Raw genomic sequence first — 26325 nt, 5'->3', positions numbered from 1 at the left:
GGCGCCGCCGTTTCCCACATGTTGATGTCAGGATCGAGCGCGGTCGCGACGCCTTCGACCATCACCATCGTCTTTTGGAGCAGCAGCAGATGCGGCTGCGTTTGCATGTCGAAGTCGCGGGTGATGTTGAACAGGCCGTCGAGCATATTGCCGACCGACATGTCCTTCACCGCCATCCCGCGCATCGGCTCGCCCACGGCGCGAAGCGCGGTCGCGAACTCGCCGATATTGTGGTGCGCGGGGACATAGCCCGCCTCGAAATGAATCTCGGCGACGCGGCGGTAGTTGCCGGTGATCAGGCCGTAGAGAATCTCCGCAAGCCAGACGCGCGCGCGCCGATCGATCCGGCCCATGATCCCGAAATCGATCGCGGCGAGCTTGCCGCCGGGCAGCGCGAAGAGGTTGCCCTGGTGAAGATCGGCGTGGAAGAAACCCTCGGCAATCGCCTGCCGCAGGAAAGCGTGGACCAAGATGTGCGCCAGCCGCGCCGGGTCATGCCCCGCCGCGATCAGTGCAGGGCGGTTCGACAGCTTGATGCCGTCGATCCATTCGAGCGTCATCACGCGACCCGTGGTGCGTTGCCAATCAATCTTGGGCACGACGAAATCGGGTTCGGCGGTCATCGCTTCGGCCAGTTCGCTGGCCGACGCGGCTTCGCGGCGCAGGTCGAGTTCGCGCGCGGTCCAGCGCTTGAAGGTTTCGATCACCAGCCGCGGGCGTAACCGGCTGAGTTCACCGCCCATTGTCTCAAGCCGCGCCGCCGCCCATTCATAAGTGTCGATCGCGCGGGCGAATTCTTCCTCGACGCCGGGGCGCAGGACCTTGACGGCGACGGTCGTGCCTTCGGTCGTCACCGCACGGTGGACTTGCGCGATTGAGGCGGCGCCGACGGGTACCGGATCGATCGACGCGAAGAGCTCGTTCAGCGGGCGGCCGAACGCCGTCAGCATCGCTTTTTCGACCACCGCAAAGGGCAAAGGCGGCACAGCGTCCTGCAAGCGCGCCAAATCCTTTGCCGCCGCGTCGCCGATGATGTCGGGGCGCGTGGCGAGCGTCTGGCCGAATTTGATCGCGGGAGGGCCGATCGCCTGCAAGGCATCGGCATAGGCGGGCGTCGCGGGCACGCGCGCGCCGAACCGCGCCACGCGGCACAGGCGGCGCAGCGCCGCCGGCGTGTTCGGATCGCGCTCGATCCCGCGCAAAGCGCCATGACGTGCAAGCGTGCGGCCCCATTTCAGGAGGCGCCATAAATGGGTGGTGGTGGCGGTCATCGACGGTATCGCGGGGTCAAATTTTCCACCCGCTGTGGATCGCAACCAGCCCGCCGAGCATCGGCTCCACCCGCGTCTGGACGAAGCCCGCCGCGCCGATCATCGCTTCGAAGGTCGGCATGTCGGGGAAGCGGCGAATCGATTCGATCAGATAGCGATAGCTGTCTTCATCGCGCGCGACGATCTTGCCGATCTGCGGCACCAGATGATGCGAATAGGCATCATAAATATCGGCGAAACCCGGCCACAAGGTCGTCGAGAATTCGAGGCAGAAGAAACGCCCGCCGCGCTTGAGCACGCGGTGGGCTTCGCGCAAAGCGACCGGGATGTCGGTCACGTTCCGGATACCGAAGGCGATCGTATAGGCGTCGAAAAAGCGGTCGGGATAGGTGAGCGACTCGGCATTGGCTTCGGTCCAGACCAAGCCGTCGATCCCGCGCTTCGCCGCGCGATCAATGCCGACCGCAAGCATATCCGGGTTGATGTCGGCCACCGTTACCGCCGCACCGCTCGCGGCCAGACGGAACGCGATGTCGCCCGTACCACCAGCCATGTCGAGGATCGATTCGCCCTCGCGCGGCTTGACCCGTTTGACGAAGCGATCCTTCCAGACGCGGTGCATGCCCGCCGACATCGCGTCGTTCATGATGTCGTAGGAACGCGCAACGCTGGTGAAAACGGTGCCGACTCGGGCGGTCTTTTCGTCGGCTGCTATCTCTTGATAGCCGAAGGATACGGTGTCGCTCATCCAGCCGCTCTAGCTTGGGGGCGGGGGCGGGGCAAACGCTCATCGGGTGATACGATGACAGCTTGATTCGGTGACGGCTCGGCGTCGCGCCATTGCGCGCGAGCGTGGCCCGCCCTATCATATTGGACATCGCAGTGTTTTGTGGTGAGTAAAGCGTGCATTTGGTAATGAACCTTGAATTATGGGAACTCGCGTTGTTGGGCGCGGTCTTCCTCGGTCCCATTCTGATCGTCGGTTCCTTTGAGCTGATCGCTCGGCAAAAGCTTCGCCGCGACCGGCTGATCGCCACCCGCGACAAGTCGCGCGAACGGTAGCGGCGCTGATAGCGCCCGCCGATTTGCTTTCTTCAGGGCTGGATTTGCTTTTTCGGTAATGTCTGCCGATAGCCTGACGGGTGCCAGAACTTCCTGAAGTCGAAACAACCGTGCGCGGTCTGCGGCCCGTGCTGGCTGGCGAGCGACTCGCGCGGGTCATTACCCGGCGCCCTGATTTGCGTCGCCCCTTCCCGGTCGATCTTGCCCAGCGGCTGACCGGTGCGCGGGTGACTGGTCTCGATCGCCGCGCGAAATATGGGCTGATCGCAACCGATCGGGGCGATACGATGATTTTCCACCTCGGCATGTCGGGGCGGTGGCGCGTCGATCCATTGACCGAGCTGGCGCATGATCATCTGCTGATTGAGACCGATGCCGGTCGCCGCCTCGCGCTCAACGACCCCCGCCGGTTCGGCTCGGTCGATCTGGTGCCGACCGCCGCGCTGGACCAATATCCAGCTTTTGCTGCGCTGGGACCTGAGCCGCTCGGACCCGATTTCGACGTCGACTATCTGGCCAGAGCGCTTGAAGACCGGATATCGCCGATCAAGGCGCTGCTGCTCGACCAGCGCATCGTCGCAGGTCTCGGCAACATCTATGTCTGCGAAGCGCTCCATCTGGCCGGGATCGCGCCGTCGCGCGCGGGCGGGCGGATCGCCACCGCGCGGCTCACCACGTTGGTCGAAGCGATTCGCGACGTGCTGCGCGCGGCGATCGAGGCGGGCGGGTCGAGCTTGCGCGACTATGCAAGGCCCGACGGCGAGCTTGGCTATTTCTCCAAGCAATGGCGCGTCTATGGCCTTGAGGGCGCTGACTGCCCGCAATGCGGCACGACGGTACGGCGGCGGGCCGAGGGTGGCCGATCGACCTTCTGGTGCAGCAGTTGCCAGCGCTGACCGCCTGAGCGGCGGGCGTTGACGAAGCCATTGAGGGCCGCTATGTGCCGCGCCTTCCGGGTGAACCGCTGATGGTTTGCTCGTCCCTGTTTCATTCAAAGGTTCGAGGCACTTCATGGCGAATACGCCGCAAGCGAAAAAGCGAATCCGGCGCAACAACCGCCGCGCGGAAATCAATACCAATCGCGTCAGCCGGATTCGGACTTTCGTGAAGAAGGCCGAAGCGGCGCTCGAATCGGGTGACAAGGCAGCGGCGCAGGTCGCGCTTGCCGAAATGCAGCCCGAGCTGATGCGCGGCGTCGCCAAGGGCGTGCTGCACAAGAATACCGCCTCGCGCAAATTTGCCCGGCTGACCAAGCGCTTCGCCGCGCTCGCCTGAGGCAGGTTAAGTTTTAGGACATAGTGAGCCCGCCGGACCCTGGTTCGGCGGGCTTTTCTGCGTCGGTGTGGCTTGGGTCACAATCGATGGCGGCGGCGGCGCTGCGGCGCATATCGTTAATCCGGCATACCCGATGCCTTAAAACGCAGGATTTACCGCGATTCGCGATCGTTGCAGTTTAGTGACTATATTATTACGTTGATAAATCAAATGGTTATTAGGAAGTGACGCGTTTCTGCGGGCAAAGTCGAGTCAATCCAATTTATTTCAAATTCTTGACATAAGGTGCTTGATCGACTCGGGGCGGTCCTCATAATCGGAATTCGCCGGAGCATTCTTCCTGCTTCGGCCTCTGGGATAGCTTCATCGACAGGCGGACGCGATTCCGGACTGGGGGAAGAGTTTGTCTAATGAAAACAGGCCGCCGGAGGGCGTTACTCCGGCGACGGGAGAGGCGCGCGTGGCGGGTGCAAGGGCAGTGGGCGTGACGAATATCAGCGAGGTAGGCCGCGCTTGGGCGAGGATTCGCAATGGCTTGCGCGATTCAGCGGGCGGGCGGCTGTTCGATCAATGGCTGAAACCGATGACGCTGATCGAGACCGATGAGGCCGATACGGTCCGTCTGGCGCTGCCGTCGGCGTTCATGACCAATTGGGTCCGCAACAATTATGGCGAGCGACTCGGCCATGAGTTCCGCGCGCTCGTGCCCGGCGTGCTCCATGTCGTGATCGAAACGGTCAGCGCGGCAGCCTCCTTGCCGAGCGTCAAGGCCGAAGTCGTTTCGATCGAACCGTCGCGTGCAGCGGCAAGCACCCCAGCCGCCCCGCTGGCCGCGCGCCCGGCCTTTGATCCGCGCTTCACGTTCGATCGTTTCGTCGTCGATGCGTCGAATCGCGTTGCCGCCAATGCCGCGCGTGCGCTCGCCGAGCCGGGCACGCCGCGCTTCACGCCGTTGTTCCTTTATGGCGGCACCGGCATGGGCAAGACGCATCTGATGCACGCGATCGGCGCGGCCTATCTGGCCGCCGTGCCCGATGCGACGGTGATCATGATGTCGGCCGAACGCTTCATGTTCGAATTCGTTCAGGCGATGCGCGCGCGCGACACGTTCAGCTTCAAGGCGCGGCTGCGCTCAGCCGATCTGCTGATGATCGACGACTTGCACTTCATTGCCGGCAAGGATGCGACGCAGGAAGAATTTTTCTACACAATCAATGAAGTGATGGCGGCGGGCAAGCGCATCGTCGTCACCGCTGATCGCGCACCGCAGAACCTCGACGGAGTCGAAGCGCGGATTGTGTCGCGCTTCGCAAGCGGTTTCGTCGCCGACATCAAGCCCGCCGATCTGACGTTGCGCCGGGCGATTCTCGATCGCAAGCTGGTCGACCTGCCCGATGTGCAGGTGCCTGACGACGTTCTCGAACTGCTCGCGGCGCGGCTCAGTAACAATATCCGCGAGCTCGAAGGCGCCCTCAACCGGCTGGTCGCTTATGCGCAACTGACCGATGTCGCGATCGATCTCGATTTCGCCCATGCAACGCTCGGCGAATTGCTGCGCGGCGTCCAGAAGCGCGTGACGATCGATGAAATCCAGCGCGCAGTGTCGGCCTATTTTGACTTGAAGCCGATCGAACTGATTTCGGCGCGGCGCGCGCGAGTCGTGGCGCGGCCCCGGCAGATCGCCATGTATCTGGCCAAGCGGCTGACGACGCGCTCGCTGCCCGAGATCGGGCGCAAATTCGGCGGGCGCGACCATTCGACGGTGATCCATGCGGTGCGCCGGATCGAGCAATTGCGCGACAGCGATGGCGATGTCGACACCGCCGTGCGGCGCCTGCTGCGCGATCTGGAGGGCTGACACCCGCCGATAGCAAAACGCCCGGCCGCAGCAGCGACCGGGCGTTTTTTGGCGTTCCTATGCTGAGCGGGTCAGCCCTTCTTCTTGTCCGGCGCGATCGTGATGTTGAGCGTTTGCCCCGAATTGCCCGGGAAGCCGGTGAACATCGCCTCGATCAGATTTGGTACCAGACGCGGCAGATCGTCGTCACGCGACTGGGCGCGCGCCGTGCCTTCGAACACGCGCTGACCATTGTCGCCGCGCTCGATCTTGAGGTCGAGTTCGCTCGTGAACACGGTGTAACTGCGCACGTCCGAATAGCCGCCGAAGCCGCCAAAACCGCCGTAGAGGAACGGGTCGTTGAAGCCGAAGACATAGCCGCGACCACCATAAAAGCCGCCATAACCAAAGCCGCCATAACCAAAGCCGCCATAGCCCAGGCCACCATAACCGAGCCCACCAAAGCCGGGCGAGCTCACGACCCGTTCGCGACCACGATCGACCGAATAGGTCATTTTGACGACCAGATCAGCGCGGGTCGGGTCGACGGCGGGCTGATAGCCCTGACGCACCAGCTCAGACGCGACGATCCGCGCATATTGCCCGAATTCGAGGCCACCCTGCAGCCGCTGATCGGCAGCCTGAACGACGAAGGTTTGGCCGGCCGGTGCGGGCAGCGCCTGAAACCGCGAAACGCGCGCATTGAAATTCTCGGCGCAGCCCGAGAGGGCAGCGACTGCGGCAGCGAGCAGCAGAAACTTCTTCATATGGACACCTTTCGAACGCGGTGACGTTGAGCCGCCAACGGCTTGGCGACACCGTGGCACGGGCTAACTGAATAGCGCTTGAACGTCCGCGCGTTAAGGGGGCGCGTTAAATTTGCAGCCCGACCGCGCGCTGCGCCTCGGCAAGCGTCGGCGCCGCCAGTGCAGAGGCGCGCGCGGCACCAGCCACCAGCGCCTCGCCGACTGCCGCGCGGTCGTCAAGCAAGCGGGTCAACCGCGCGCGAATCGGCTGCAATGTCGCGACGGCCAGATCGGCGAGCGCGGGCTTGAACGCGCCGAATCCCTTGCCACCAAACTCGGCCATGACCTCGTCGATCGACCGATCAGACATTGCGGCATAGATCGTCACCAGATTGCGCGCCTCGGCGCGGTCGGTGAGCTCGGCAAACGTCGCGGGCAGCAGTTCGGCGTCGGACTTCGCCTTCTTCAGCTTTTGGACGATCAGATCGTCACTGTCGGTCAGGTTGATCCGCGACATGTCCGACGGGTCCGATTTCGACATTTTGGCGCTGCCATCGCGCAGGCTCATGATCCGCGGCGCCGCCTTGCTGACGAGCGGTTCGGGCAGTGGGAACAGATCGACGCCGAAATCGGTGTTGAATTTGGTCGCGATGTCGCGCGCCAGCTCGAGATGCTGCTTCTGGTCCTCGCCCACGGGCACGTGCGTTGCCTTGTAGAGCAGCACATCGGCGGCTTGCAGCACCGGATAGCCGAAATAGCCGACGCTCTGGCTGGCGCCGTCCCTGCCTGCCTTGTCCTTCCACTGCGTCATGCGGTTGAGCCAGCCCATCCGCGCGGTGCCGTTGAGGATCCAGGCGAGTTCGCTATGCGCGGGGACGCGCGCCTGGTTGAACAGGATCGCCTTCGCCGGATCGATACCGCAGGCGAGTAGGGTCGCGGCCATTTCGACGGTGTTCGCCGCGAGTTCGGCGGCAACCACTGGCTGGGTAAGCGCGTGGAGGTCGGCGAGGAAGAACAGGCAGTCGCCGCCGGTTGCCGCCACTTGGTCCTGCATCGCCACCCATTGCTTGATCGCCCCCAGATAATTGCCGAGGTGGAGATTGCCGGTGGGCTGAATGCCGGAAACAACGCGCATGATAAGTCCCTTGGGTTGCAATAGTCAGTCGGCCGCGCGGCGCGGGCGGAGCATCGCGCGCAAATCCGACGGGAGATAGGCGCGCAGCGCAAAGCAGGCGGCGGCATAGACCAGCCCGCCGGTCCCGACCAGTATGATCATCGCGATCCAGCGGGTGAGGCCGGGCGCAGTGGTGTAGGGCGTGAACAGATCGTCGAGAAAATACATCGCGACGCCCATCAGCAACGCAGCGCCGCCGAGCCGGATCACGCGGCGGCGGAGGCGCGCATCGGGCTCGAAATGGCCGCGTGTCCGAAGTGTCCGGTAGAGCAGGGCGGCGTTGACGGTGCTGGCGAGCGCGGTGGCGAGCGGCGGACCCATGTGACGCAGCGGCACGATCAGGGCGAGATTGAGGGCCAGGTTTACAGCAATGGAAAACGTTGCGTAGCGGACCGGTGTGCGCGTGTCGGCACGGGCATAATAGCCTGGAGTCAATACTTTAACGAGAATGTAGGACGGCAGGCCGACCGAGAAGGCGGCCAGCGCCTGCGCGGTCGCGATCGAATCGCCGACGGTGAACTTGCCGTGCTGGAACAGCGCCGCAACGATCGGCACACCGCAGACGATGAGCGCGACGGTCGCGGGCAGCGTGAAGAACAGCGCGAGCTCCATGCCGCGGTTCTGGGTTTCCATCGCCTCCGCCTCGTGCCCGCCGCCGAGCTGGCGCGAGATCGTCGGCAGCAGCACAGTGCCGAGTCCGATCCCGATCAGCCCCAGCGGCAACTGGTTGAGTCGATCTGCGAAATAAATGTACGAGACCGCGCCCTCGCCGAGCAGGCTATAAGCAAGCGCGGACGAGATCAGCAGATTGAACTGGACTGCACCCGCGCCCAGCGCGGCCGGGCCGATCAGCGCGATCAGCTGCCTGACTTCGGGGGTCAACACGGGCAGCTTGGGACGCAGGCTCACGCCGTTGCGCAGGCACGCCAGCCACAGCCAGACGAGCTGCAGCGCGCCCGATACGCTGACCGCGATCGCCTGGTTGCGCGCCGTCAGCAGCGGATCGTGATCGTGGAAGAACAGCAACGCCGCGATCAGCGTCAGGTTGAGGAGGATCGGCGCGGCCGCATTGACCCAGAATTTCTGCAGCGAATTGAGGATGCCGCCGAGCAGCGAGACGAGCGAAATCATCAGCAGATAGGGTAGGGTGAAGCGTGACAGCATCACCACATAGGCCGCCTGATCGGGCGTCGCCTTGCCGAAGCCGCCGGTCAGCGCCCAGGTGACGGGCCAGGCGAAGATTTCGAGCAGCACCGTCATCGCGATCAGCGCGGGCAGCAGCACCGACAGCGCGTCTTCGGCAAAGCTCAGCCCCGCTGCCAGGCCGCCGCCCTTTTCGGCGACCTTGCGATTGAACATCGGGATGAACGCCGCGCTGAACGCGCCCTCGGCGAACAGCGCGCGGAACATGTTGGGCAGCCGGAAGGCGACCAGAAAGGCGTCCGACGCAAAGCTCGCGCCGACAAAGCGCGCGAACAACGAATCGCGCACGAGCCCGAGGATACGGCTGGCGAGCGTCAGCCCGCCAACCGATCCCAATGCGCGCGCAAGGTTCATCGTTACGCCCCCAGCGGCCCGATCAGATGCCGATCAGGCGTGGCCGGCGTCCGGCGCTTGCGATGCTTCGATCTGGCCCTGAATTTGCTGGAAATAGAGCGCGTTGAAATCGATCGGCTCGAGCATCAGCGGCGGGAAGCCACCGTCGCGCACGGCATCGGCGAGGATACGGCGCGCGAAGGGGAACAGGATGCGCGGTGCTTCGCCGAGCAGGAAGGGCTGCACCTGATCTTCGGGAATATTGTTGAGCGCGAACAGTCCGGCATAGGCAAGCTCGACCACAAAGGCGACCTGATCACCCGCGTCGGAGCGCGCATCGATCTTGAGCACGACTTCATGCACATCGTCGCCGACTTGGGTCGCGCCAATGTTGAACTGCACGTCGATGCGCGGGGCGGTCTGGCTTTGATAAATCCCCGGCGACGACGGGTTTTCGAACGACAAATCTTTCACATATTGCGAAATAATGCCGATGCTCGGCAGCGTGTCGGCACCATTGCCGCCATTGCCAACGCCGGTTGCCGCGTCGTTTTGATCGTCCATGAAACTCGCCTTCATCGTCTTGCTGCAACCCCGCACCCGGTGCGCAGGGTCAATCCGGTGGTCCGCCTAGCAGGCACATCGTTGCCACACAATGTCAGCACAGTTGCCCCGCTCGAACCGGGGATCGAAACGCTGCGCCACGCGTATTTGAATCCTGGGCCCGATGCGCCTATGTTAGTGAAGTTCCCTGTATCGTTGGAGGCATGGTGCCCTACGTCGTTCTGCTCGCAATGGTCGCCGGTTTCCTGGCGCTGCAACTCTACCGGGTGCTCGGCAAGCGCACCGGTCATCAAGAGACGCTGCCCAAACCCGCCGAGGAACGCGCGCCGCTGCCGACGCCGCGCACGGTCGATATGGCGCCCGAGCAGCGCGAAGCGCCGCTGCGGACGATTCAGGGCGGCGCCGAACAGGGCCTGCGCGCGATCATTTCCGCTGACTCAAGCTTTGACGTGGTGCGGTTCATCGATGGCGCCAAGCAAGCCTATCGCATGGTGCTCGAAGCCTTTTGGAAGGGCGACGAGGAAACGCTGGCGTGGCTGTGCGAAGACGAGGTCCGCACCAGCTTTGCCGAGGCCATCGCCGCGCGCAAGGAATCGGGGCATGTCCTCGACAACCGCCTCGTCATGATCGAGCGCGCCATTATCAGCGATGCCAAGCTCGAGGGCAAGCGCGCGCTGATCACCGTTCGGCTCGACGCCGATATCGCCGCGACCACACGCGACGCCGAGGGCAATCTGATCGCCGGGTCGATGACCGACGCCGTCGCCGTCCACGAATCATGGACCTTCGCGCGCACGCTCAAGAGCAGCGACCCGAACTGGAAGCTCGCCGACACCGACGAGGCCTGAACCGATGACGCGCTGGGGTCGACTGGCCAGTGCAGGTGCGCTGGCCTTGAGCGTCGCGGCCTGCTCGGGGTCGATCGTCCCGCCCGCGCGCAATCGCCCCGCGCCGCAACCCGTTCCGGTTCGGCCAGCCCCCAAGGCCGTCACACCGGCGCCTGCGGCTAGCCCGCCGGGAGCGACAGCGACTCCTACCGCGTTGACGACGGGTTGGGTGGCGGGACCTGCCATCACCACGCTGCCCATCGATCGTGCCCAGGCCTCGCGGGCGCTCATTGCCTTCCGGTTATCCTGCCCCGCGCTGGTGCGGCGCACCGATGCGACCGGACTGACGCGCGGCGCCGACTGGCAAGTTGCATGCGATGCCGCGAAGAGCGTCGGCGCGGGCGACGCACGCGATTTCTTCACGCGCTGGTTCGAAACAGTCCAGATCGGCGACGGTCGCGCATTCGCCACCGGCTATTATGAGCCCGAAATCAAGGGCGCCCGCGCGCGCCAGCCGGGCTATGAAACGCCGATCTACGCGCGCCCCGGCGACTTGATCGACGTCGACCTCGGCCTGTTTTCCGACGCGCTGAAGGGCAAGCGCGTGCGCGGGCGCGTGCAGGGCAGCGCTCTGGTCCCTTATGACGACCGCACCGCGATCGAGCAGGGCAGTCTCGACGGGCGCGCGCCGATCATCGCCTGGGCCGCTGATCCGATTGAGCTGTTCTTCCTCCAGATCCAGGGATCAGGGCGGCTGCGCTTGCCCGACGGCGGCGTGATGCGGATCGGCTATGACACCCAGAACGGCCGCGATTATACCGGCATTGGCGCGCTGCTGCGCGATCGTGGGCTGCTGGGGCCGGGTCAGGCATCGATGCAGGGGATCGTCGGCTGGCTGCGCGATCACCCGCAGGAAGGCGTCGCGCTGATGCGCGAGAACAAGAGCTATATCTTCTTCCGCGAACTCAACGGCCCGCCGCAGGGCGCATTGGGCTATGCCGTGACCGGGCGCGTGAGTGCCGCGGTCGACCCCAAATTCGTGCCGCTGGGCGCGCCCGTGTTCCTGTCGCTCGACCGTGCTGAGGCGAAGGGCCTGTGGATCGCACAGGACACCGGTGGCGCGATCAAGGGCGCGAATCGCTTCGACACTTTTTGGGGCGCGGGCGACGAAGCGAAGACCATCGCCGGAGGCATGTCGGCGCGGGGGACGGCGCTGTTGCTGCTGCCGGTTGGTACGCTGGCACGACTGGGGGCAGGGGGCAGCAATGGCGGGGCGACGCCTCAGCGCTGAGGAAGACGCGCTCTGGCGCCGCGTGATGGCGACCGTGCGGCCGATCAAGCCGGTCGCGCCCGCTACGGTTGCGCCTTTGGTCCCCGTCCCGCCGGTCGCAATCGCGCCGCGACCCGCTCGACCGCTAACGCCGCGCCCTTTGCCGGAAAAACGGAAGGCAAGTCCTGGCGTCACGCTCGACGGCAGTTGGGATCGCAAGCTTGCGACTGGCACCGTCGCGCCCGACAGCAGCATCGACTTGCACGGCCATACCCTCGACACCGCCTATCGGCTTCTCGATTCGGCGCTCGATGCGGCGATCCGGCGGGGCGACCGCGTCCTGCTGCTGATCACCGGTCGTCCACCCCGACCCGAAAGCGAGCGTCCGCATGCGCGCGGCCGCATTCGCGCCGCCGTCGGTGACTGGCTTGCCGCCTCGCGTCATGCCGACCGGATCGCGGCCGTGCGCGGCGCGCACCCCCGGCATGGTGGCGCCGGAGCGCTCTATATCGTGCTGCGGCGCGACCGGTCGGCGCCAAAAAATTAACCTTTTGATGTCACCTTACCGCCCTTAGCCGGACGCTTGCGTCCTTAGTCTGGGGGTTTTTGCAATCGCGATGAAGGGAGCCTCGCTGAAGAGCCGCGCCGTCGCGTTTGCGCTGTCGGCGGGGCTGGTCGCGTTCGTGCTTGCGCTGGCGGCGACCTATGATGGCCACTTCGATCGCGCGAGCATCGGCCGCGCGCTGATCCCCGCCGTTGTGTGCGCCACCATGTGCTGGGCTTCCGCCCGGCGCGCGGTCGCGGGCACGGCGGCCGCCATCGATCAAGCTATCGGGCGGCTCGCAGAGGCCGGGCAAGGCGATCTCGTCAGCCCGATTCCGACCGAAATCGGCGAGTCGGTCCCGCAATTGTCGCACGCCATGTCGCTGTTGTTCGAGCAGATCGGCGCCAATCTTGATAGCGTGCATCGGCTGGCGATGTTCGATCCCGTCACGGGCCTTGCCAATCGCACCAATTTCCGCCGGAGCTGCGAACGGCTGTTGATCGACATGCCGCCGGGCAATCTGGGCGCGCTGCTGTTCATCGATCTCGATCGCTTCAAGATCGTCAACGACACCATGGGCCATGCGATGGGCGACATGCTGCTCGGCATGGTCGCCAATCGGTTGCGCGCCGTCGGTGACCGGGTGGTGGCCGAACTCGGTGTGCCACCGCCGCTGATCGGGCGGCTGGCGGGCGACGAATTCACCATGTTTTTTCAGGACCTGCCCGATCGTGTCGCGGCGGGTCGAATTGCGTCTGGTGTCTTGTTTGCGATTAATGAGCCATTCGAACTGGTTGGCACCGATGTGGAAATCGGCGCGTCGATCGGCATTGCGCTGCGCCCCGATCACGGCACCACCCTGACCGAGCTGATGCGCGCTGCCGATGCAGCAATGTACCACGCCAAGGCGCGCGGGCGTGGACGCGCCGAGCATTTCTCCGAGTCGCTCGCGGCGGAAATCGCCGATCGCTCGCAGCTCGAAAGCGATTTGCGCGACGCCGTGGTGCGCAACCAGTTCATGCTCGTCTATCAGCCGCAGGTCGCGTGCAGCGACGGGCGTATCGTTGCCGCCGAAGCGCTGCTGCGCTGGCGGCACCCGCGGTTGGGGCTGAAGCTGCCGGGCACTTTCATCAAGCGCGCGGAGGAAACCGGGCTGATCGTCGAGATCGGCGAATGGGTGGTCGAGACCGTCGCGGACACGATTGCGCGCTGGAGCCGGATGGGCATCGAACAGCGGCTCGCGGTCAACATCAGCCCGCGTCAGCTCGATCACGCCCAATTCTTCCGGCGGCTGCGCGATGCGATGCGCGTGGCCAATGCGCCTGCGCGGCTGCTCGAACTCGAAATTACCGAGACGATGGCGATGCACTGCAGCGAGGAAGTGATCGAAGCGATCACCGCGCTGCGCGCCGATGGCGCCACGATTGCGATCGACGACTTTGGCACCGGCTATTCGAACCTCGCGCGGCTCCGCGATCTGCCGGTCGACCGGGTCAAGCTCGACCGCAGCCTGATCGAATTCGTCGCCGACAAGGCGCAGGCGCGCACGATCGCGCAGGCGGTGATCGGGTTGATCCACGGGCTGGGCTGCGAAGCCGTCGCTGAAGGCATCGAAAGCGCGGCGCAAGCCGAAGTGCTGCGCATCATCGGCTGCGACATCATCCAGGGCTATGCCATCGCGCAACCCATGGCCGAGGAGGAATTCATCGCCTGGGCACGCGAAAAGCCACGTCAGGCGATTGCTGGTTGAAGGCCGACCGTCAGAATATCAGTATAAATCGCTGAGAGAAGGTCGAGATCGGCCAGCGCGACCGCTTCGTCGAGCTTGTGCATCGTCGCGTTGACCAGCCCGAATTCGACCACCGGACACAGCTTCGACAGGAACCGCGCGTCGGACGTGCCGCCCGTGGTCGAGAGTTCGGGCGCACGGCCGGTGTGGCGCTCGATTACGGCGGCGATCAGCGCCGAAAAGGCACCAGGTGGGGTGAGAAACGCTTCGCCCGAAATCTTGGCCGTCACGATCGCGTCGGGGGCATGACGCTGCACAATCGCCTCAATCCGCGCGGCCAGGTCGGCGCCGCGATGCTGGTCGTTGAAGCGGATCGACAGCCGCGCGCTGGCCTTGGCCGGGATGACATTGGTCGCGGGATTGCCGACCGTCAGATCGGTGACCTCAATGTTCGAGGGCTGGAACCAGTCGGTGCCGGTGTCGAGCGTGATCGCCTCGATTTCCGCCAGCATCGCGATCAGCTTCGGGATCGGATTATCGGCGAGGTGGGGGTAGGCGACATGGCCCTGCCGTCCGGGCACATCGATCCAGATATTGACCGAACCGCGCCGCCCGATCTTGATCATGTCGCCGAGGCGCGCAACCGATGTGGGTTCGCCGACGAGGCACAGGTCCGGCGCCAAACCCCGCGTCGCCATCCGGTCGATCAGCGCGCGGGTGCCGAAAACGGCGGGGCCTTCCTCATCGCCGGTGATGATCAGGCTCACCGTCCCGGCATCGGCAGGCACGCGCGCCGCCGCTGCCACAAAGGCGGCAATCGCGCCCTTCATGTCGACCGCGCCGCGCCCGTGGAGCAGATCGCCGCGGATGACCGGTTCGAACGGATCGCTCGCCCAGCCACTGCCCGGCGGCACCACGTCGAGATGCCCGGCAAAGGCGAAATGCCGCCCGCCGCTCCCCCGCACTGCGAGCAGATTTTCGACCGGGCCATCGGGCGCCTCGCCCGCTATGAACCGATCGACCGCAAAGCCGAGCGGTACCAGCGCGGCTTCGAGCACGTCGAACACGCCGCCCCGCGCCGGGGTAATGCTTTCGCAGGCAATCAGGGCCTTGGTGAGGTCGACCGCATCGGGCAGATTGAGGACTTCATGCATAGGAGGCGGTCTTGCCCAAGCTCGATCTCGACACAATCCCCCACCTCAACACGACCGGCTATCCGGCGCCGTTCGATGCGGATGTTCAGGGACGCTGGTATCGGCGTTTGGGGCCCGCTGGCGGGCTGACGGCGATGGGCGTGAGCCAGGTCACGCTCAAACCCGGCGCCTGGTCGTCGCAGCGCCATTGGCACGATGATGAGGACGAATTCGTCGTGATCCTGTCGGGCGAAGCGGTGCTCGTCGAGGACGGCGGCGAGACGGTGCTGCGCGCGGGCGACTGCGCCGCTTTTCCGATGGGCAATACCGACGGGCATCATTTGCAGAACCGGTCGGACACCGACTGCGTCTTCATCGCGGTCGGTGCGGGGAACCAGCAGGGGAAGGGCGGTTATCCCGACATCGACATGCTGTTCGACGATACGACCTATACGCACAAGGACGGCACGCCCTATCCGACCGCGCGGCCGGCGTAGACGGGGAGGGCAAGGCGCAGCGGGCGTGAAAGGTTATGAAAGTGACGACCATTCGAAAAAAAATCGCGTCGCCCGAGTCGGTGAAATGCTGGCGATGTCAAAGAGCCCGGCGGCAAGCGTGACAGGCAATTTCCTATTTTGGAAGGGGTAATGAGGGCTTGATCGCGGTAAAGTCTGTCGTTGGAGGGTTGGCCGCTTTTGCCCCACTTGCGGACATTCCTGCCCGACTCGCGAACCGGTTGGAGATGGGGCGGGAGGCGACTGGTAGTTTTCGTTTTGGGAAGTCCGACTGCGGCCATCCAAAGGCGCGTTTTGAGATGGCATGTTTCGGCGTCTCAGGTTTTTCGGGTGATGGTGGCGTCCTCGTGCTTGGGCCGTGCCCACAACTTCCCCGTATCCGCCGCCGGCACAGTCTCAAGCCACTGTGTTAGATTGATTTATTGGCAAAGCTCCGGCACCCCGGCAATCGCTCGCGTTGCGCCTCGTATTGCGCGCAATCGATTTGGTGCGCTGCGGTGCCGTCACGACCTTAACCCTAAAGCCGAACAACAAGCCAGACATTGGCAATGTGGTTATAGCGGGTGCCGGCCGCCCGCAACACAGTTTGGTTTAAATAGCCTGGTTCCAGCGTAACCTTTTTGCTGAGCGGAATGCTGACACCGGCAAAAGTGCGCACCTGATCCCAGCCGGCGCGCTGGCCCCAATCGGTTGTGTTCATGTTGTAAAATGGCTCGGACCATAGCACCGCCGACAGCTTCGATTGGCCGGGGAGCTTGTGCTGCAACCGCACTTGCTGCCGCAACCGCCAGCCGACTCCATCGAATCCCTCGACGAACCGCTCTTCCAGGCGGGTACGAGCGGTGACGGTCAAGCGAGCGCCCGGCTTGCTAAGCGGCAGCAGCAATTGCTGCCACAACCGGTGCTCATGGGCGAGCGGCCGATCGATCGGATCGGTGCGGATGAACGCATAGCCCGAAAGGACCGAGGTACGCTTGCCAAGTTGCACACCGATCGCGGTGCGGATCAGCAACTGGCCAAGCCGTTGTGCATCATCGGTGATCCGCGGTTGCGCTTCCAGCCAGAAAATCGCGTCGTCCTTTATTTTGCCCTGCACGATGACGACCGGCCAAGCTTGGGCATCGTGTTCAGCATGCGCGGGCACGCTGAGACCCAGTGTTGACGCCGCGACCGTAAGCAAAAGCCTTTTCATGTGTTCCTCTGCCCTCAGCGCCACTTACCCAGAACGACCGCAAATCGACATGTTTAAAGGGCGAGTGGGAAAGCATCCGGCCAATCCTTTGATGCAACGGCAACAGCCGCATCCGACGGTAACTATGATGTTTTTTAATAAATCGACGTTAACGTCGTCTCTATGGAATGCGACTCCTCGCACAAAACATGTGCGCAGCTCACGCTCCTATGGTTTGGATCAGCCGAGGTGAACGCGATGAAGAATTGGTCGATAAGCACGAAAATGAACGCGGCGCTCGGTGCACTGATTCTAGCTTTTCTTGGCTTTTCATTCTTCACCATTATCCAAATTTCGCGCGTGAATGACAAGGCGAGCGAGATTTCGGGACAATGGCTTCCAGTCGTCAAGCAAGCGGGTGCGCTGCAACTTTCACTCGCCGAGCAACGCCTCTTTAGCTGGCGGCATTTCACGGTCGATTCCGCCGCTGGCGTGAAAGACGCTGAAGACAAGATGGCAGGTGAGCGCGCGCATTTTGAGCGCCTGCGCAACGAGTATAGCAAATTGCTAAAATCGGCTGACGATCGCGCCGATTATGTCCGCTTCAACCAGGCTTTCGCTGTTCTGGAAGCGCGCACCGCTGAATGGCTGGCCCTTTCGCGCAAAGGGCAACGGGCCGAGGCGATGAAACATTTCAAAACCTCGACGCGCAAGGCCTACGACGGCACCCGCGATTGTTTAAGCGTCCTTGTAAACCGCAACACGGCCGGGGCGGCTGAGGCTGGCAAACAAGGGGCTGCTATCTATTCTTGGTCTATGGTCCTGACCGTGGCTCTCTTGGTCGCCGTCGTGGCGATTGCATTTGCCATGACCCTATACCTGCGGCTTAAGGTTGCGCGGCCAATTGGCGCCATGGCAAAGGCGATGTCGACGTTGGCAGCTGGCGACCTTAGCGTCGCAGTGCCGGTGATGGATCGTAAGGATGAGGTTGGCTTGCTCGCCGACGCGATGCACCGATTCAAACAAATAGCCATAGAGCAAAAGCGTCTTGCGCAAGATACCACCGAGCAGGTCGTCACCGAACTGGGTGCTGGTTTATCCGCGCTTGCGCAGGGCGACCTAACCTACCGCGTGAGTGATCAGGTAAAGGGCGATTATGCTCGGCTACGCGACGACTTTAACAGCGCCGCCGATCAGTTGTGTGAAACGATGGCAGCCATCGGGCTTCGCGTCGAATCGGCGAGGGTTGCTGCTTCCGACATCGAAATGGCCTCAACCGACCTGGCGAACCGCACCTCGCACCAAGCCGCCAGCCTCGAAGAAACCGTCGTCTCGATTGGCGAATTGACCGACAGTGCCCGTGTTGCCGCGATCCAGGTGCGTGAGGTCGCCGCCGGGGCAAGCAGTGCGACCGAGGCTGCCGAACTGGGCATGTCCGTGTCCCATGAATCGATCACCGCTATGCAGGCAATTGCCCAAGGCTCGGCAAAGATCGGCGAGATTGCTTCCCTGATCGACGCCATCGCTTTCCAGACCAACTTACTGGCACTGAATGCCGGGGTAGAAGCCGCGCGCGCGGGCGATGCGGGCAAGGGCTTCGCCGTGGTCGCAACTGAAGTGCGGGCATTGGCCCAACGCTCGGCCGATGCCGCCAAAGATGTGAAGGAAATCATCAGCACCGCCTCTGCCCAGGTCGATGCCGGCGTTTCGCTTGTGCAGCGATCGGGTGCGGCACTGAGCACCATTCTAGCCGAAACGAGCAAAGTGAGCAGCCTGGCGAACCAGATCAGCGCGATGGTCGAGCGCCAGTCATCAAGCGTGGCCGAGATCAGAAGCGCGGTCGACAGCATGAATCTTGGCACTCAGCAAAATGCGGCGATGGTCGAGCAAACCAATGCAACTTGTGTCAATCTAGCAAGGGAGGCGACGGCGCTCGAAGAGGCGGTTAATCAGTTCCACATCGACGACACTAAATCGGGCGTGTTCAAGTCGGAGAGCAAATCGCGTTCGACGCTGTGTCGTCCAAATGTATCGACGGTTGCTCAAATGCGCGCAGTTACGCAGCAGGTATTGGCGCCCGAGATCGATAAGGATGAATGGTCGGAATTTTGAATAATTAGATAAAGGGTATTTTGCGCAGACGCTTCAAAACATTCTCAAACGGGCTCTAAGCTGCCACGATCGCGTTGTGCTTCGACATCATAATTCTCGCTAGTTTCGTGGCATCGCTGGTATCGTTGGCAAGTTTCTTGACCTCGCCTGCGACCACGGCGAATCCACGACCGCCGTCGCCTGCTCGCGCCGCTTCGATGGAGGCGTTAAGCGCAAGAAGGTTCGTCTGCGAGGCGATGACGCTGATAGTTGACACGATCTTGGCCAACTCGTCCATTGTTGTCGTCAGCGCATCTCGTTGCCGTTGAATATCCTCTTGAAAACGTAACGTTTTATCATGGGCTGCAGTCACGTCGGATGCGATCTTTAGTATCCGTTCCGGATGTCCGTGATCGTTCATAACCGGATTATATGTCGCCTGCAGATGGACGATGCGACCGGCCTTCCCGAAACGACGAAACTGCCCGCTTTGAAATTCACCCGCACCAATCGATCGCCAGAAGGCCGCGTATTCCGACGACGCAGCGTATGATGGCTCGCAGAACATTCGGTGATGTCGACCTGCGATTTCGATCAGGGAGTATCCCATCGCGTCAAGAAATGCCTCATTCGCCCACGAGATGGTGCCGTCGAGGCTAAATTCGATTATTAGTTGAGAACTATATATAGCTTCCCATGCAGCATTCATTCGCCTTTTTTCAATATCCGAGGGAAAATGCCGCGCCTGTTCGGTCATTTTTCACATATAGGTTAAACTTGGTTAACACTGGATTTAAGTTAATATGAAAAACCCTTCCCCGCGCGTAACGACCTCCCACAATAGGTTGCCAATTGGTCGGCGACTGACCCCCTTCCATCGGGAATGCGGATCGGGAGCTTTCCGCTGGTCGCAGCCCGAACGCCGCCTGACCGAAATGTCCTTAGTTCCGGCCACCCAATCAGATTGAGAATTTCGTCCGCTTTCAGGCGATCAGCGGGGGAGCCGCAACGACCGCAACCAGGGCCCATAGTCGACACGGATCAGTGCCCGCGCGACTGGCCGCTCCCAACCCAAGAACTGTCACTTCACCGCGCGACCGGCGCCTCAAACTGTTCGATCACCCATTCTTCTTCCTGCGCCGACGCGATCCAGTCCTGCATGAAGGGGTGCTGGATCACCGCGTCGATATAGGGCGGGGCGAAACGCGCGATCGGCAGTGAATAGGTGATGATGCGCGTGCAGACGGGCGCGAACATGATGTCGACCGCGCCGAAATCGCCGAACAGAAACTGGCCTTCACCGCCGAAGCGCGCGCGGGCCTGCGCCCAGAGCTCCATGATGCGCTGGAGGTCGGCGAGCACATCGTCATCGGGCTGTTGCGGCGGAAAGGCCTGGCGGATGTTCATGCTGTGCTTGCGGCGCAGCGCGGCAAAGCCCGAATGCATTTCGGCCGCCATTGAATAGGCCATCGCCCGCGCCGCGCGATCCTTGGGCCAGAATTTCTCGCCGCCGGTCAGCTCGTCGAGATAGGCGATGATCGCGACCGAATCCCACACCACCGTCTCGCCGTCCCACAGGATCGGCACTTTGCCGCTCGACGGCGCGAATTCGTCGCCTTCGCGGCGCTTGTCCCAATCGGCGTCGTAGAGCGGGACGACGACTTCCTCGAACTCCAGCCCCGACAGCTTGCACGCGAGCCAGCCGCGCAGCGACCAGGAGGAATAGGCCTTGTTGCCGATGATGAGCTTGAGCATGTTGCGGGGATAGCGAGGGGCTCGCGCGGCGGCAACCGGCGCGCGGTGCGCCGCCGTCGTGAAGTGGAGAAACTGGGTCGTGTGGCTGCGTTTGGTGTTGGTGATGATGGCCGCCGCGTTGCTGCTGCCGGGTGGGGCGTCGGCGAAGGGCGGGTCGGGGCTGGTCCGGGTGCGGATCGACACATCGGTGGGTGCGATCACGCTGGCGCTCGACACCCGGCGTGCGCCGGCGACCACCGCCAATTTCCTCGCCTATGTCGATGATGGCCGCTTCGACGGCACGACTTTCTACCGGTCGGCGCGCAAGCGGACCGATCCGCGCTTCGGCTTTGTCCAGGGCGGGATCAAGACCGACGCGCGCCGCATCCTGCCGCCTTTCCCGCTTGAGACGACCGACAAGACCGGCATCAAGCATCTCGACGGCACGATTTCGATGGCGCGGCACGATGATCCCAAATCGGCGGGCGGCAATTATTTCATCTGCGTGGGGCCGATTCCGTCGCTCGACTTCAGCAAGACATCAAAGGGCTATGCCGCGTTCGGCCATGTGGTGGGGGGGATGGACGTTGTGCGCAAAATCCTTGCGGCGCCGACGACGGGCGGCAATGAAGTCACGCGCGGGCAGATGTTGGCGAACCCGATCACCGTGGTTCGCATGGTGCGGCTAGACGGCAAGCCCAAGCCGACCGCCCGCCCGCGGCAATGGCTGGAGAAGGTGCTGCGCTAAAAGCGGCTTGGGCCGGTGGGGTTCACCATATCGATCCTCCCCCGCCAGGGGGAGGTGTCAGCGGAGCTGACGGAGGGGGAGGAAGCACGCCGCTCTATCTGAAAGGGCGCCGCTGACCTCCCCCTCCGTCGCCTTCGGCGCCACCTCCCCCTGGCGGGGGAGGATTGGGCCCGTGAAGCACGTCAGCCCATTTCCGCGCTAACCCAGCGCTTCGACCACCGCCGCGCGGAGCTCCGCGATGCCGAGCCCGGTTTCGCTCGACGTGCTCAGGATTTGCGGATGCGCCGCCGGGTGCTTGCGCGCCTCAGCCGCCGTGGCTTCGAGCACCGTCGCAAGTTCGGTCGGCTTGATCTTGTCGGCCTTGGTCAGCACGAGGCGATAGCTCACCGCTGCCTTGTCGAGCATCTCAAGGATCTCGTGATCGACATCCTTCAACCCATGCCGCGCATCGACCAGCACCAGCGTGCGCTTCAACACCTGCCGCCCGCGCAAAAAATCGTTGATCAGGAAGCGCCATTTCTTGACGACGTCCTTCGGCGCCTTGGCAAAACCATAGCCGGGCATGTCGACCAGCCGGAACGCGAGCGGGCTGCCGATGTCGAAGAAATTGAGTTCCTGCGTGCGCCCCGGCGTGTTCGACGTCCGCGCCAAGCCGTTGCGGCCGGTGAGCGCGTTGAGCAGCGACGATTTGCCGACGTTCGACCGCCCGGCAAACGCGATTTCGGGCACGTCGGGATCAGGCAGATACTCGAGCCCCGGTGCCGATTTCAGAAAGGCGATCGGTCCGGCGAACAGCTTGCGCGCCGCCTCAATCGCTTCTTCGCTGAACACACCATCTTCGGTTTCGTCATCGCTCATTTCGCAGGCGCCAACATCTCCGGGTGGCGCGCATAGAGCATGCGCTGCTGCAGGATCGTCAGCACGTTCGACGTGATCCAATAGAGCTGCAAGCCGACCGCGAACGGCGCCATCACGAACATCAGCATCCACGGCATGATCGCGAACACCTGTTTCTGCGCCTCATCCATCGGTGCGGGGTTGAGCTTGAACTGGAAATACATCGACACGCCGAGCAGCACCGGGATCACGCCGATCGCGAGGAAGGCGGGCACGGTATAGGGCAGCAGGCCGAACAGATTGAGGATCGTCGCCGGGTCGGGCACCGACAGATCGCGGATCCACAGCACGAACGGCTGGTGCCGCATCTCGATCGTCAGCAGCAGCACCTTGTAGAGCGCATACATGATCGGAATCTGGAGCAGCACCGGCAGGCAGCCCGCGAGCGGATTGGCGCCCTCGGCCTTGTACAGCGCCATGATTTCCTTCTGCTGGCGCTCCTTGTCGTCCTTATAGCGTTCCTGCAGCGCCTTCATCTTCGGCTGGATCGCCTTCATCTTCGCCATCGACGCAAACTGGCGCTGCGCGATCGGGAACAGCAGCCCGCGGATGGTGATCGTCAGCGCAATGATCGCGAAGCCGAAATTGCCGATCAGCTGCGACAGAAACGACAGATAGTAAAAGATCGGCTTTTCGATCACGCGGAACCAGCCCCAGTCGATTGCCTTGTCGAAATTGGCGATGCCCGAATTGTCCTGATAGCCGTCGATCAGCGCAACTTCCTTGGCGCCGGCAAAGAAGCGCGACGTCTGGGTCGCGACCTTGCCGGGTGCGACCTTGACGGGCGCGGCGGTGTAGTCGGCCTGGAACACATCGCCCGGTGCGCCCCGGAAGCCCGCGTGAACCTGGGTATTCTGATCGGGCACGAGCGCCGCCAGCCAGTAGATGTCGCCGAAGCCAAGCCAGCCACCGCGGTGGTCGAAATAATTTTCCCCCGCCTTGGCGTTGCTGCCGAACATTTTGCCCCAGAAGCTCGCGTCCTTGCCCTGTAGGTTCTGATAGGTGATATCGTAATTGGCGCCGGGGCCGAACACCCCGACCGGGCCGACATGGTTCGCCCAATTGTCGAGTTCGTGCGGCACGCCCGTGCGCGAAATCAGGCCATAGGGCTTGACGGTGACCGGCGCGGCGCCCGGATTGGCGACCGACTGCTGCACCGTGAACATGTAATTCGCGTCGATCGCGAATTTGATCTGGAAGCGCAGCCCCTGCGGATTGGTCCAGCTGAGCGTGACGGGGCGCTGCGGGGTCAGCTGCGTGCCGTCGGCGGTCCAGACCGTATCCTTGTTGGGCGCCGCAATCCCGTCGCCCGCCCAGCCAAAGCCCGCGAAATAGCTGTGGGTGGTGCCCGAAGGCGACAGCAGCCGCACCGGCGGCGATTTCTTGTCGATCGTTTCGCGGTGGCGGACGAGCACGAGATCGTCGAGCCGCGCCCCCTTCAGGTTGATCGACCCCTGCACCGACGGCGTGGCAATCGTCACGCGAGGCGTTTCGCGCAGCACGACCGCGCGGTCGCGCACGACCGGGGCACCATTATTGCCGGGGGAATCGGCGGCGCTTTTGGTCACCTTGAAGGGCGCGTTATCAACCCTCGCGACCGGCGGACGCGGGGGGGGCAGCAGATACGGCGCGACAAATTGCCAGCCGAGCAGAATGAACGCCGCGACGATAGCGAAGATCAGCAGGTTACGATTGTCGTCACTCACTTGGGATTCCCCGATCGATTCAAATCACGGCATTGGGTCACGGCACTGGATCATGGCCATGCCCGCCCCATGGATGGCAGCGCGCGATCCGCTTTGCCGCCAGCCATGAACCTTTGGCGGCGCCATAGCGGCGAAGCGCCTCGATTGCATAGGCCGAACAGCTTGGCGAATAGCGGCATGAGGACGGCAGCACCACCGACGGGCCGATTTGCCAGCCGCGCGCCAGGGCGATCAGCAGCCGGGTGAACAGTCCGTCGAGCGTCACCGCGCGACCTTTGCCAATGCCTTGCGCAGATCGGCGCGGAGCAATTGGAAGTCGCGCGTCACGCCGTCGCCGCGGCCGATCAACACATGGTCGTGGCCAGGCAGGCCCGCTTCGGGCAGCAGCTCACGCGCAAGGGCGCGCAGGCGGCGCTTCAGCCGGTTGCGCACCACCGCGCCGCCGATTTTCTTGGTGACGGTATAGCCGATGCGCATCGCCGCTTCGCCGTCGGCACGGTCACGCGCGAGCAGGACGAAGCCCGGCATCGGCGCACGTTTGCCTGCATTCGCCGCGAGGAAATCCGCGCGGCGCGCCAATATCCGAATGTCGGCGTCGCCGACGGCTGTGGTCAGGCCGACAGCTTCTTGCGGCCGCGCGCGCGGCGGGCGCGCAGGACGTTGCGACCGCCCACCGTGGCCATCCGCGCGCGGAAGCCGTGGCGGCGAGCACGCACCAGATTGCTCGGTTGGAAGGTCCGCTTCATCACTCATTCCCTGATCGACAGAAAAAGGCCGCCCAAAGCAGGCGGCCGTGTAAGCGGTCCCGATAACCAAGGCAGCGTGCATTGTCAATTCGCGACAGCCGCCTTCTCACGCGCGCGGCGGCGCCGCGCACTGCTGCGGCGCAGGCCGAGATCGGCATAATAGCCCAGCTTCGGCCAACGCCGCTTGGCGCGCACGAACAGGCGCTTGCCCTTGTCCGAATTGCGGAGCACCAGCGCAAGCCCCGCCGCAAACACCGGAATGCCGCCCGGGCCCGGAATGATCCCGACGACCGGCGACAGCAGCATCAGCGCGAGCCCAAGCCCCGTCAGCGCGGTGCGGGCGGCGGCGTTGCGGCGAGGGGCAAGGGCAGGCATCACCTTGGGCATATGGTTCTCGTGTATTGGCTGCGCAAGACAGGCGCAGCCACAAGTAAAGCGGCTGGCTTCCCTCAATCTGCGAAGTCGTTATGAACGGGGGATTAGTCGCAGGGGCTGGGGCATGGTCGCGATCGTATCGACAGTGGCGTATCTCGGGCTCGAAGCGCGCAGTGTCGAAGTGCAGGTGCAGCTTGCGCCGGGGGTGCCCGCCTTCAATGTCGTCGGGCTCGCTGACAAAGCGGTGGCCGAAAGCCGCGAGCGGGTGCGCGCGTCGATTGCCGCACTCGGCCTTGCGCTGCCGCCCAAGCGGATCACGGTCAATCTCTCGCCCGCCGACCTGCCCAAGGAAGGATCGCATTACGACCTGCCGATCGCGGTCGGGCTGCTCGCGGCGATGGGCGTGGTCGATGCCGAGACGCTGGCGGAGTATGTCATCGTCGGTGAACTCGGGCTCGACGCGCGGATCGCGCCGTCGCCGGGGGTGTTGCTCGCCGCGCTGCATGCATCGGAGCATGGCAAGGGGCTGGTGTGTCCCGCCGCGCAAGGGTCCGAAGCGGCGTGGGCAGGAGCAATCGAAGTGATTGCCGCGCCCGATCTGCTGACGTTGCTCAACCACTTCAAGGGGCACGGCCTGCTCGCCACGCCGTTACCCGGCGAGGCCGATCCGCCGGGGCATGGCCCTGATCTGAAGCAAGTGAAAGGGCAAGAAACCGCCAAGCGTGCGCTCGAAATCGCGGCGGCGGGCGGGCATAATCTGCTGATGGTCGGGCCGCCGGGTGCGGGCAAATCGCTGCTCGCGTCTTGCCTTCCGGGAATATTGCCGCCGCTTGATTCGGCCGAAGCGCTGGAGGTTTCCATGGTCGCCAGCGTTGCCGGGACGCTCCAGAACGGTCGGCTGACGCGCACGCGCCCGTTCCGCAGCCCGCATCACTCGGCGTCGATGGCCGCGCTCACCGGTGGCGGGCTGAAGGTCAAGCCGGGCGAAGTCAGCCTCGCGCATCTGGGCGTGCTGTTCCTCGACGAGCTGCCCGAATTCCAGCGCGCGGTGCTCGATTCGCTGCGCCAGCCGCTCGAAACCGGGACGGTCAGCGTCGCGCGCGCCAATGCGCACGTCACTTTCCCGGCGCGGGTCCAGCTGATCGCGGCGATGAACCCGTGCCGCTGCGGGCATTTGGGCGACGCCGCGCTGGCCTGTTCGCGCGCGCCGCGCTGCGCCGCCGATTATCAGGCGAAGGTCTCGGGGCCATTGCTCGACCGGATCGACCTACATGTCGAAGTGCAGGCGGTCAGCGCCGCCGATCTGGTGCTGCCACCACCCGCCGAAGGGTCCGCCGAAGTCGCGGCGCGCGTCGCTGCCGCCCGGGCGGTGCA

General features: G+C 63.8%; 28 protein-coding genes. 12 read left to right on the top strand and 16 right to left on the bottom strand.

The window, feature by feature from the left end:
• Both ubiB and K2W81_RS05280 read right to left on the bottom strand, forming a co-directional pair.
• On the bottom strand, positions 1-1271 hold a 1271-nt coding region (gene ubiB / locus K2W81_RS05285), incomplete at its 3' end, for a 2-polyprenylphenol 6-hydroxylase (protein WP_294102019.1).
• A 16-nt stretch (positions 1272-1287) separates the two neighbouring features.
• On the bottom strand, positions 1288-2019 hold the full coding sequence (locus K2W81_RS05280; protein ID WP_294102017.1) for a class I SAM-dependent methyltransferase: 732 nt from the start codon (positions 2017-2019) through the stop codon (positions 1288-1290).
• Positions 2020-2186: 167 nt separating this feature from the next.
• Between K2W81_RS05280 and K2W81_RS05275 the strand changes: the two genes are divergently transcribed.
• The 4 genes from K2W81_RS05275 (at position 2187) to dnaA (ending at position 5466) form a co-directional block, all read left to right on the top strand.
• Positions 2187-2333: a hypothetical protein gene (locus K2W81_RS05275; protein ID WP_294102016.1), complete on the top strand. Its 147-nt coding sequence runs from the start codon at positions 2187-2189 to the stop codon at positions 2331-2333.
• Positions 2334-2413: 80 nt separating this feature from the next.
• On the top strand, positions 2414-3229 hold the full coding sequence (mutM, locus tag K2W81_RS05270) for a bifunctional DNA-formamidopyrimidine glycosylase/DNA-(apurinic or apyrimidinic site) lyase (RefSeq protein ID WP_294102015.1): 816 nt from the start codon (positions 2414-2416) through the stop codon (positions 3227-3229).
• 115 nt (positions 3230-3344) lie between these two features.
• The gene (gene rpsT, locus K2W81_RS05265) at positions 3345-3608 is read left to right on the top strand and encodes a 30S ribosomal protein S20 (protein WP_294102014.1); all 264 of its coding nucleotides are present in this window, start codon (positions 3345-3347) and stop codon (positions 3606-3608) included.
• A gap of 460 nt (positions 3609-4068) precedes the next feature.
• On the top strand, positions 4069-5466 hold the full coding sequence (dnaA, locus tag K2W81_RS05260; RefSeq protein ID WP_294102013.1) for a chromosomal replication initiator protein DnaA: 1398 nt from the start codon (positions 4069-4071) through the stop codon (positions 5464-5466).
• A 71-nt stretch (positions 5467-5537) separates the two neighbouring features.
• Here the strand turns inward: dnaA and K2W81_RS05255 are convergent, their stop codons facing one another.
• From K2W81_RS05255 to secB, 4 genes are all read right to left on the bottom strand, one after another.
• Positions 5538-6212 (bottom strand): DUF4136 domain-containing protein, encoded by a 675-nt coding sequence (locus K2W81_RS05255; protein WP_294102012.1) that lies wholly within the window; start codon positions 6210-6212, stop codon positions 5538-5540.
• 106 nt (positions 6213-6318) lie between these two features.
• Positions 6319-7326 carry a tryptophan--tRNA ligase gene (trpS, locus tag K2W81_RS05250; RefSeq protein ID WP_294102010.1) on the bottom strand — a complete coding sequence of 336 codons (1008 nt, stop codon included), beginning with the start codon at positions 7324-7326 and terminating at the stop codon, positions 6319-6321.
• Positions 7327-7350: 24 nt separating this feature from the next.
• Complete coding sequence (gene murJ, locus K2W81_RS05245; protein WP_294102008.1) at positions 7351-8922, bottom strand: murein biosynthesis integral membrane protein MurJ; 1572 nt, start codon at positions 8920-8922, stop codon at positions 7351-7353.
• Between the two features lie 33 nt (positions 8923-8955).
• Complete coding sequence (gene secB / locus K2W81_RS05240) at positions 8956-9465, bottom strand: protein-export chaperone SecB (RefSeq protein WP_294102006.1); 510 nt, start codon at positions 9463-9465, stop codon at positions 8956-8958.
• 206 nt (positions 9466-9671) lie between these two features.
• Here secB and K2W81_RS05235 point away from each other — a divergent pair, with 206 nt between their 5' ends.
• The 4 genes from K2W81_RS05235 to K2W81_RS05220 all read left to right on the top strand — a co-directional run bounded on the left by K2W81_RS05235 (position 9672) and on the right by K2W81_RS05220 (position 13856).
• On the top strand, positions 9672-10313 hold the full coding sequence (locus K2W81_RS05235; RefSeq protein ID WP_294102004.1) for a Tim44/TimA family putative adaptor protein: 642 nt from the start codon (positions 9672-9674) through the stop codon (positions 10311-10313).
• Between the two features lie 4 nt (positions 10314-10317).
• Positions 10318-11583 (top strand): murein transglycosylase A, encoded by a 1266-nt coding sequence (locus K2W81_RS05230; protein WP_294102002.1) that lies wholly within the window; start codon positions 10318-10320, stop codon positions 11581-11583.
• Positions 11558-12109 (top strand): Smr/MutS family protein, encoded by a 552-nt coding sequence (locus K2W81_RS05225; RefSeq protein ID WP_294102001.1) that lies wholly within the window; start codon positions 11558-11560, stop codon positions 12107-12109. The genes K2W81_RS05230 and K2W81_RS05225 overlap by 26 nt, the downstream gene beginning before the upstream one ends.
• Positions 12110-12179: 70 nt before the next feature.
• Positions 12180-13856, top strand: coding sequence for a bifunctional diguanylate cyclase/phosphodiesterase (locus K2W81_RS05220; RefSeq protein WP_294101998.1), 1677 nt, complete (start codon positions 12180-12182; stop codon positions 13854-13856).
• Here K2W81_RS05220 and dapE read toward each other — a convergent pair.
• On the bottom strand, positions 13838-14989 hold the full coding sequence (gene dapE / locus K2W81_RS05215) for a succinyl-diaminopimelate desuccinylase (RefSeq protein WP_294101996.1): 1152 nt from the start codon (positions 14987-14989) through the stop codon (positions 13838-13840). The genes K2W81_RS05220 and dapE overlap by 19 nt on opposite strands.
• An 11-nt stretch (positions 14990-15000) precedes the next feature.
• Here dapE and K2W81_RS05210 point away from each other — a divergent pair, with 11 nt between their 5' ends.
• A complete protein-coding gene (locus K2W81_RS05210; protein WP_294101995.1) occupies positions 15001-15465 on the top strand; it encodes a cupin domain-containing protein in 465 nt (154 codons plus the stop codon).
• A gap of 535 nt (positions 15466-16000) precedes the next feature.
• On the opposite strand, the gene K2W81_RS05205 is transcribed toward K2W81_RS05210, so the two are convergent.
• Positions 16001-16675 (bottom strand): DUF2490 domain-containing protein, encoded by a 675-nt coding sequence (locus K2W81_RS05205; RefSeq protein ID WP_294101994.1) that lies wholly within the window; start codon positions 16673-16675, stop codon positions 16001-16003.
• A gap of 237 nt (positions 16676-16912) precedes the next feature.
• Here K2W81_RS05205 and K2W81_RS05200 point away from each other — a divergent pair, with 237 nt between their 5' ends.
• Positions 16913-18766, top strand: a complete 1854-nt coding sequence (locus tag K2W81_RS05200) for a methyl-accepting chemotaxis protein (protein WP_294102024.1) — start codon at positions 16913-16915, stop codon at positions 18764-18766.
• A gap of 55 nt (positions 18767-18821) precedes the next feature.
• Here K2W81_RS05200 and K2W81_RS05195 read toward each other — a convergent pair whose 3' ends face one another.
• Both K2W81_RS05195 and K2W81_RS05190 read right to left on the bottom strand, forming a co-directional pair.
• Complete coding sequence (locus tag K2W81_RS05195) at positions 18822-19502, bottom strand: methyl-accepting chemotaxis protein (protein ID WP_294101992.1); 681 nt, start codon at positions 19500-19502, stop codon at positions 18822-18824.
• A gap of 329 nt (positions 19503-19831) precedes the next feature.
• On the bottom strand, positions 19832-20500 hold the full coding sequence (locus K2W81_RS05190) for a glutathione S-transferase family protein (protein WP_294101990.1): 669 nt from the start codon (positions 20498-20500) through the stop codon (positions 19832-19834).
• Between the two features lie 106 nt (positions 20501-20606).
• Here K2W81_RS05190 and K2W81_RS05185 point away from each other — a divergent pair, with 106 nt between their 5' ends.
• Positions 20607-21227 carry a peptidylprolyl isomerase gene (locus K2W81_RS05185; protein WP_294102022.1) on the top strand — a complete coding sequence of 207 codons (621 nt, stop codon included), beginning with the start codon at positions 20607-20609 and terminating at the stop codon, positions 21225-21227.
• A 198-nt stretch (positions 21228-21425) separates the two neighbouring features.
• On the opposite strand, the gene yihA is transcribed toward K2W81_RS05185, so the two are convergent.
• The 6 genes from yihA to K2W81_RS05155 all read right to left on the bottom strand — a co-directional run bounded on the left by yihA (position 21426) and on the right by K2W81_RS05155 (position 24963).
• The gene (yihA, locus tag K2W81_RS05180; protein ID WP_294101988.1) at positions 21426-22085 is read right to left on the bottom strand and encodes a ribosome biogenesis GTP-binding protein YihA/YsxC; all 660 of its coding nucleotides are present in this window, start codon (positions 22083-22085) and stop codon (positions 21426-21428) included.
• Positions 22082-23830 (bottom strand): membrane protein insertase YidC, encoded by a 1749-nt coding sequence (gene yidC / locus K2W81_RS05175; RefSeq protein ID WP_294101986.1) that lies wholly within the window; start codon positions 23828-23830, stop codon positions 22082-22084. The genes yihA and yidC overlap by 4 nt, the downstream gene beginning before the upstream one ends.
• 37 nt (positions 23831-23867) lie before the next feature.
• Complete coding sequence (gene yidD, locus K2W81_RS05170; RefSeq protein ID WP_294102021.1) at positions 23868-24080, bottom strand: membrane protein insertion efficiency factor YidD; 213 nt, start codon at positions 24078-24080, stop codon at positions 23868-23870.
• A gap of 11 nt (positions 24081-24091) precedes the next feature.
• Positions 24092-24409, bottom strand: coding sequence for a ribonuclease P protein component (rnpA, locus tag K2W81_RS05165; protein WP_294101985.1), 318 nt, complete (start codon positions 24407-24409; stop codon positions 24092-24094).
• Positions 24410-24441: 32 nt separating this feature from the next.
• Entirely contained in the window at positions 24442-24576 is a 135-nt protein-coding gene (gene rpmH, locus K2W81_RS05160) for a 50S ribosomal protein L34 (RefSeq protein ID WP_294101983.1), read from the bottom strand.
• 84 nt (positions 24577-24660) lie between these two features.
• On the bottom strand, positions 24661-24963 hold the full coding sequence (locus K2W81_RS05155) for a hypothetical protein (protein WP_294101972.1): 303 nt from the start codon (positions 24961-24963) through the stop codon (positions 24661-24663).
• A 112-nt stretch (positions 24964-25075) separates the two neighbouring features.
• Between K2W81_RS05155 and K2W81_RS05150 the strand changes: the two genes are divergently transcribed.
• Positions 25076-26325, top strand: a 1250-nt coding sequence (locus K2W81_RS05150) for a YifB family Mg chelatase-like AAA ATPase (protein WP_294101970.1), incomplete at its 3' end; no start/stop codon positions are given.

This window comes from Sphingomonas sp. (genome assembly GCF_019749955.1).
Classification (GTDB): Bacteria; Pseudomonadota; Alphaproteobacteria; order Sphingomonadales; family Sphingomonadaceae; genus Sphingomonas.
Note: the sequence above shows the minus strand (reverse complement) of the source record. Positions and strands in the feature narration are given on the sequence as shown.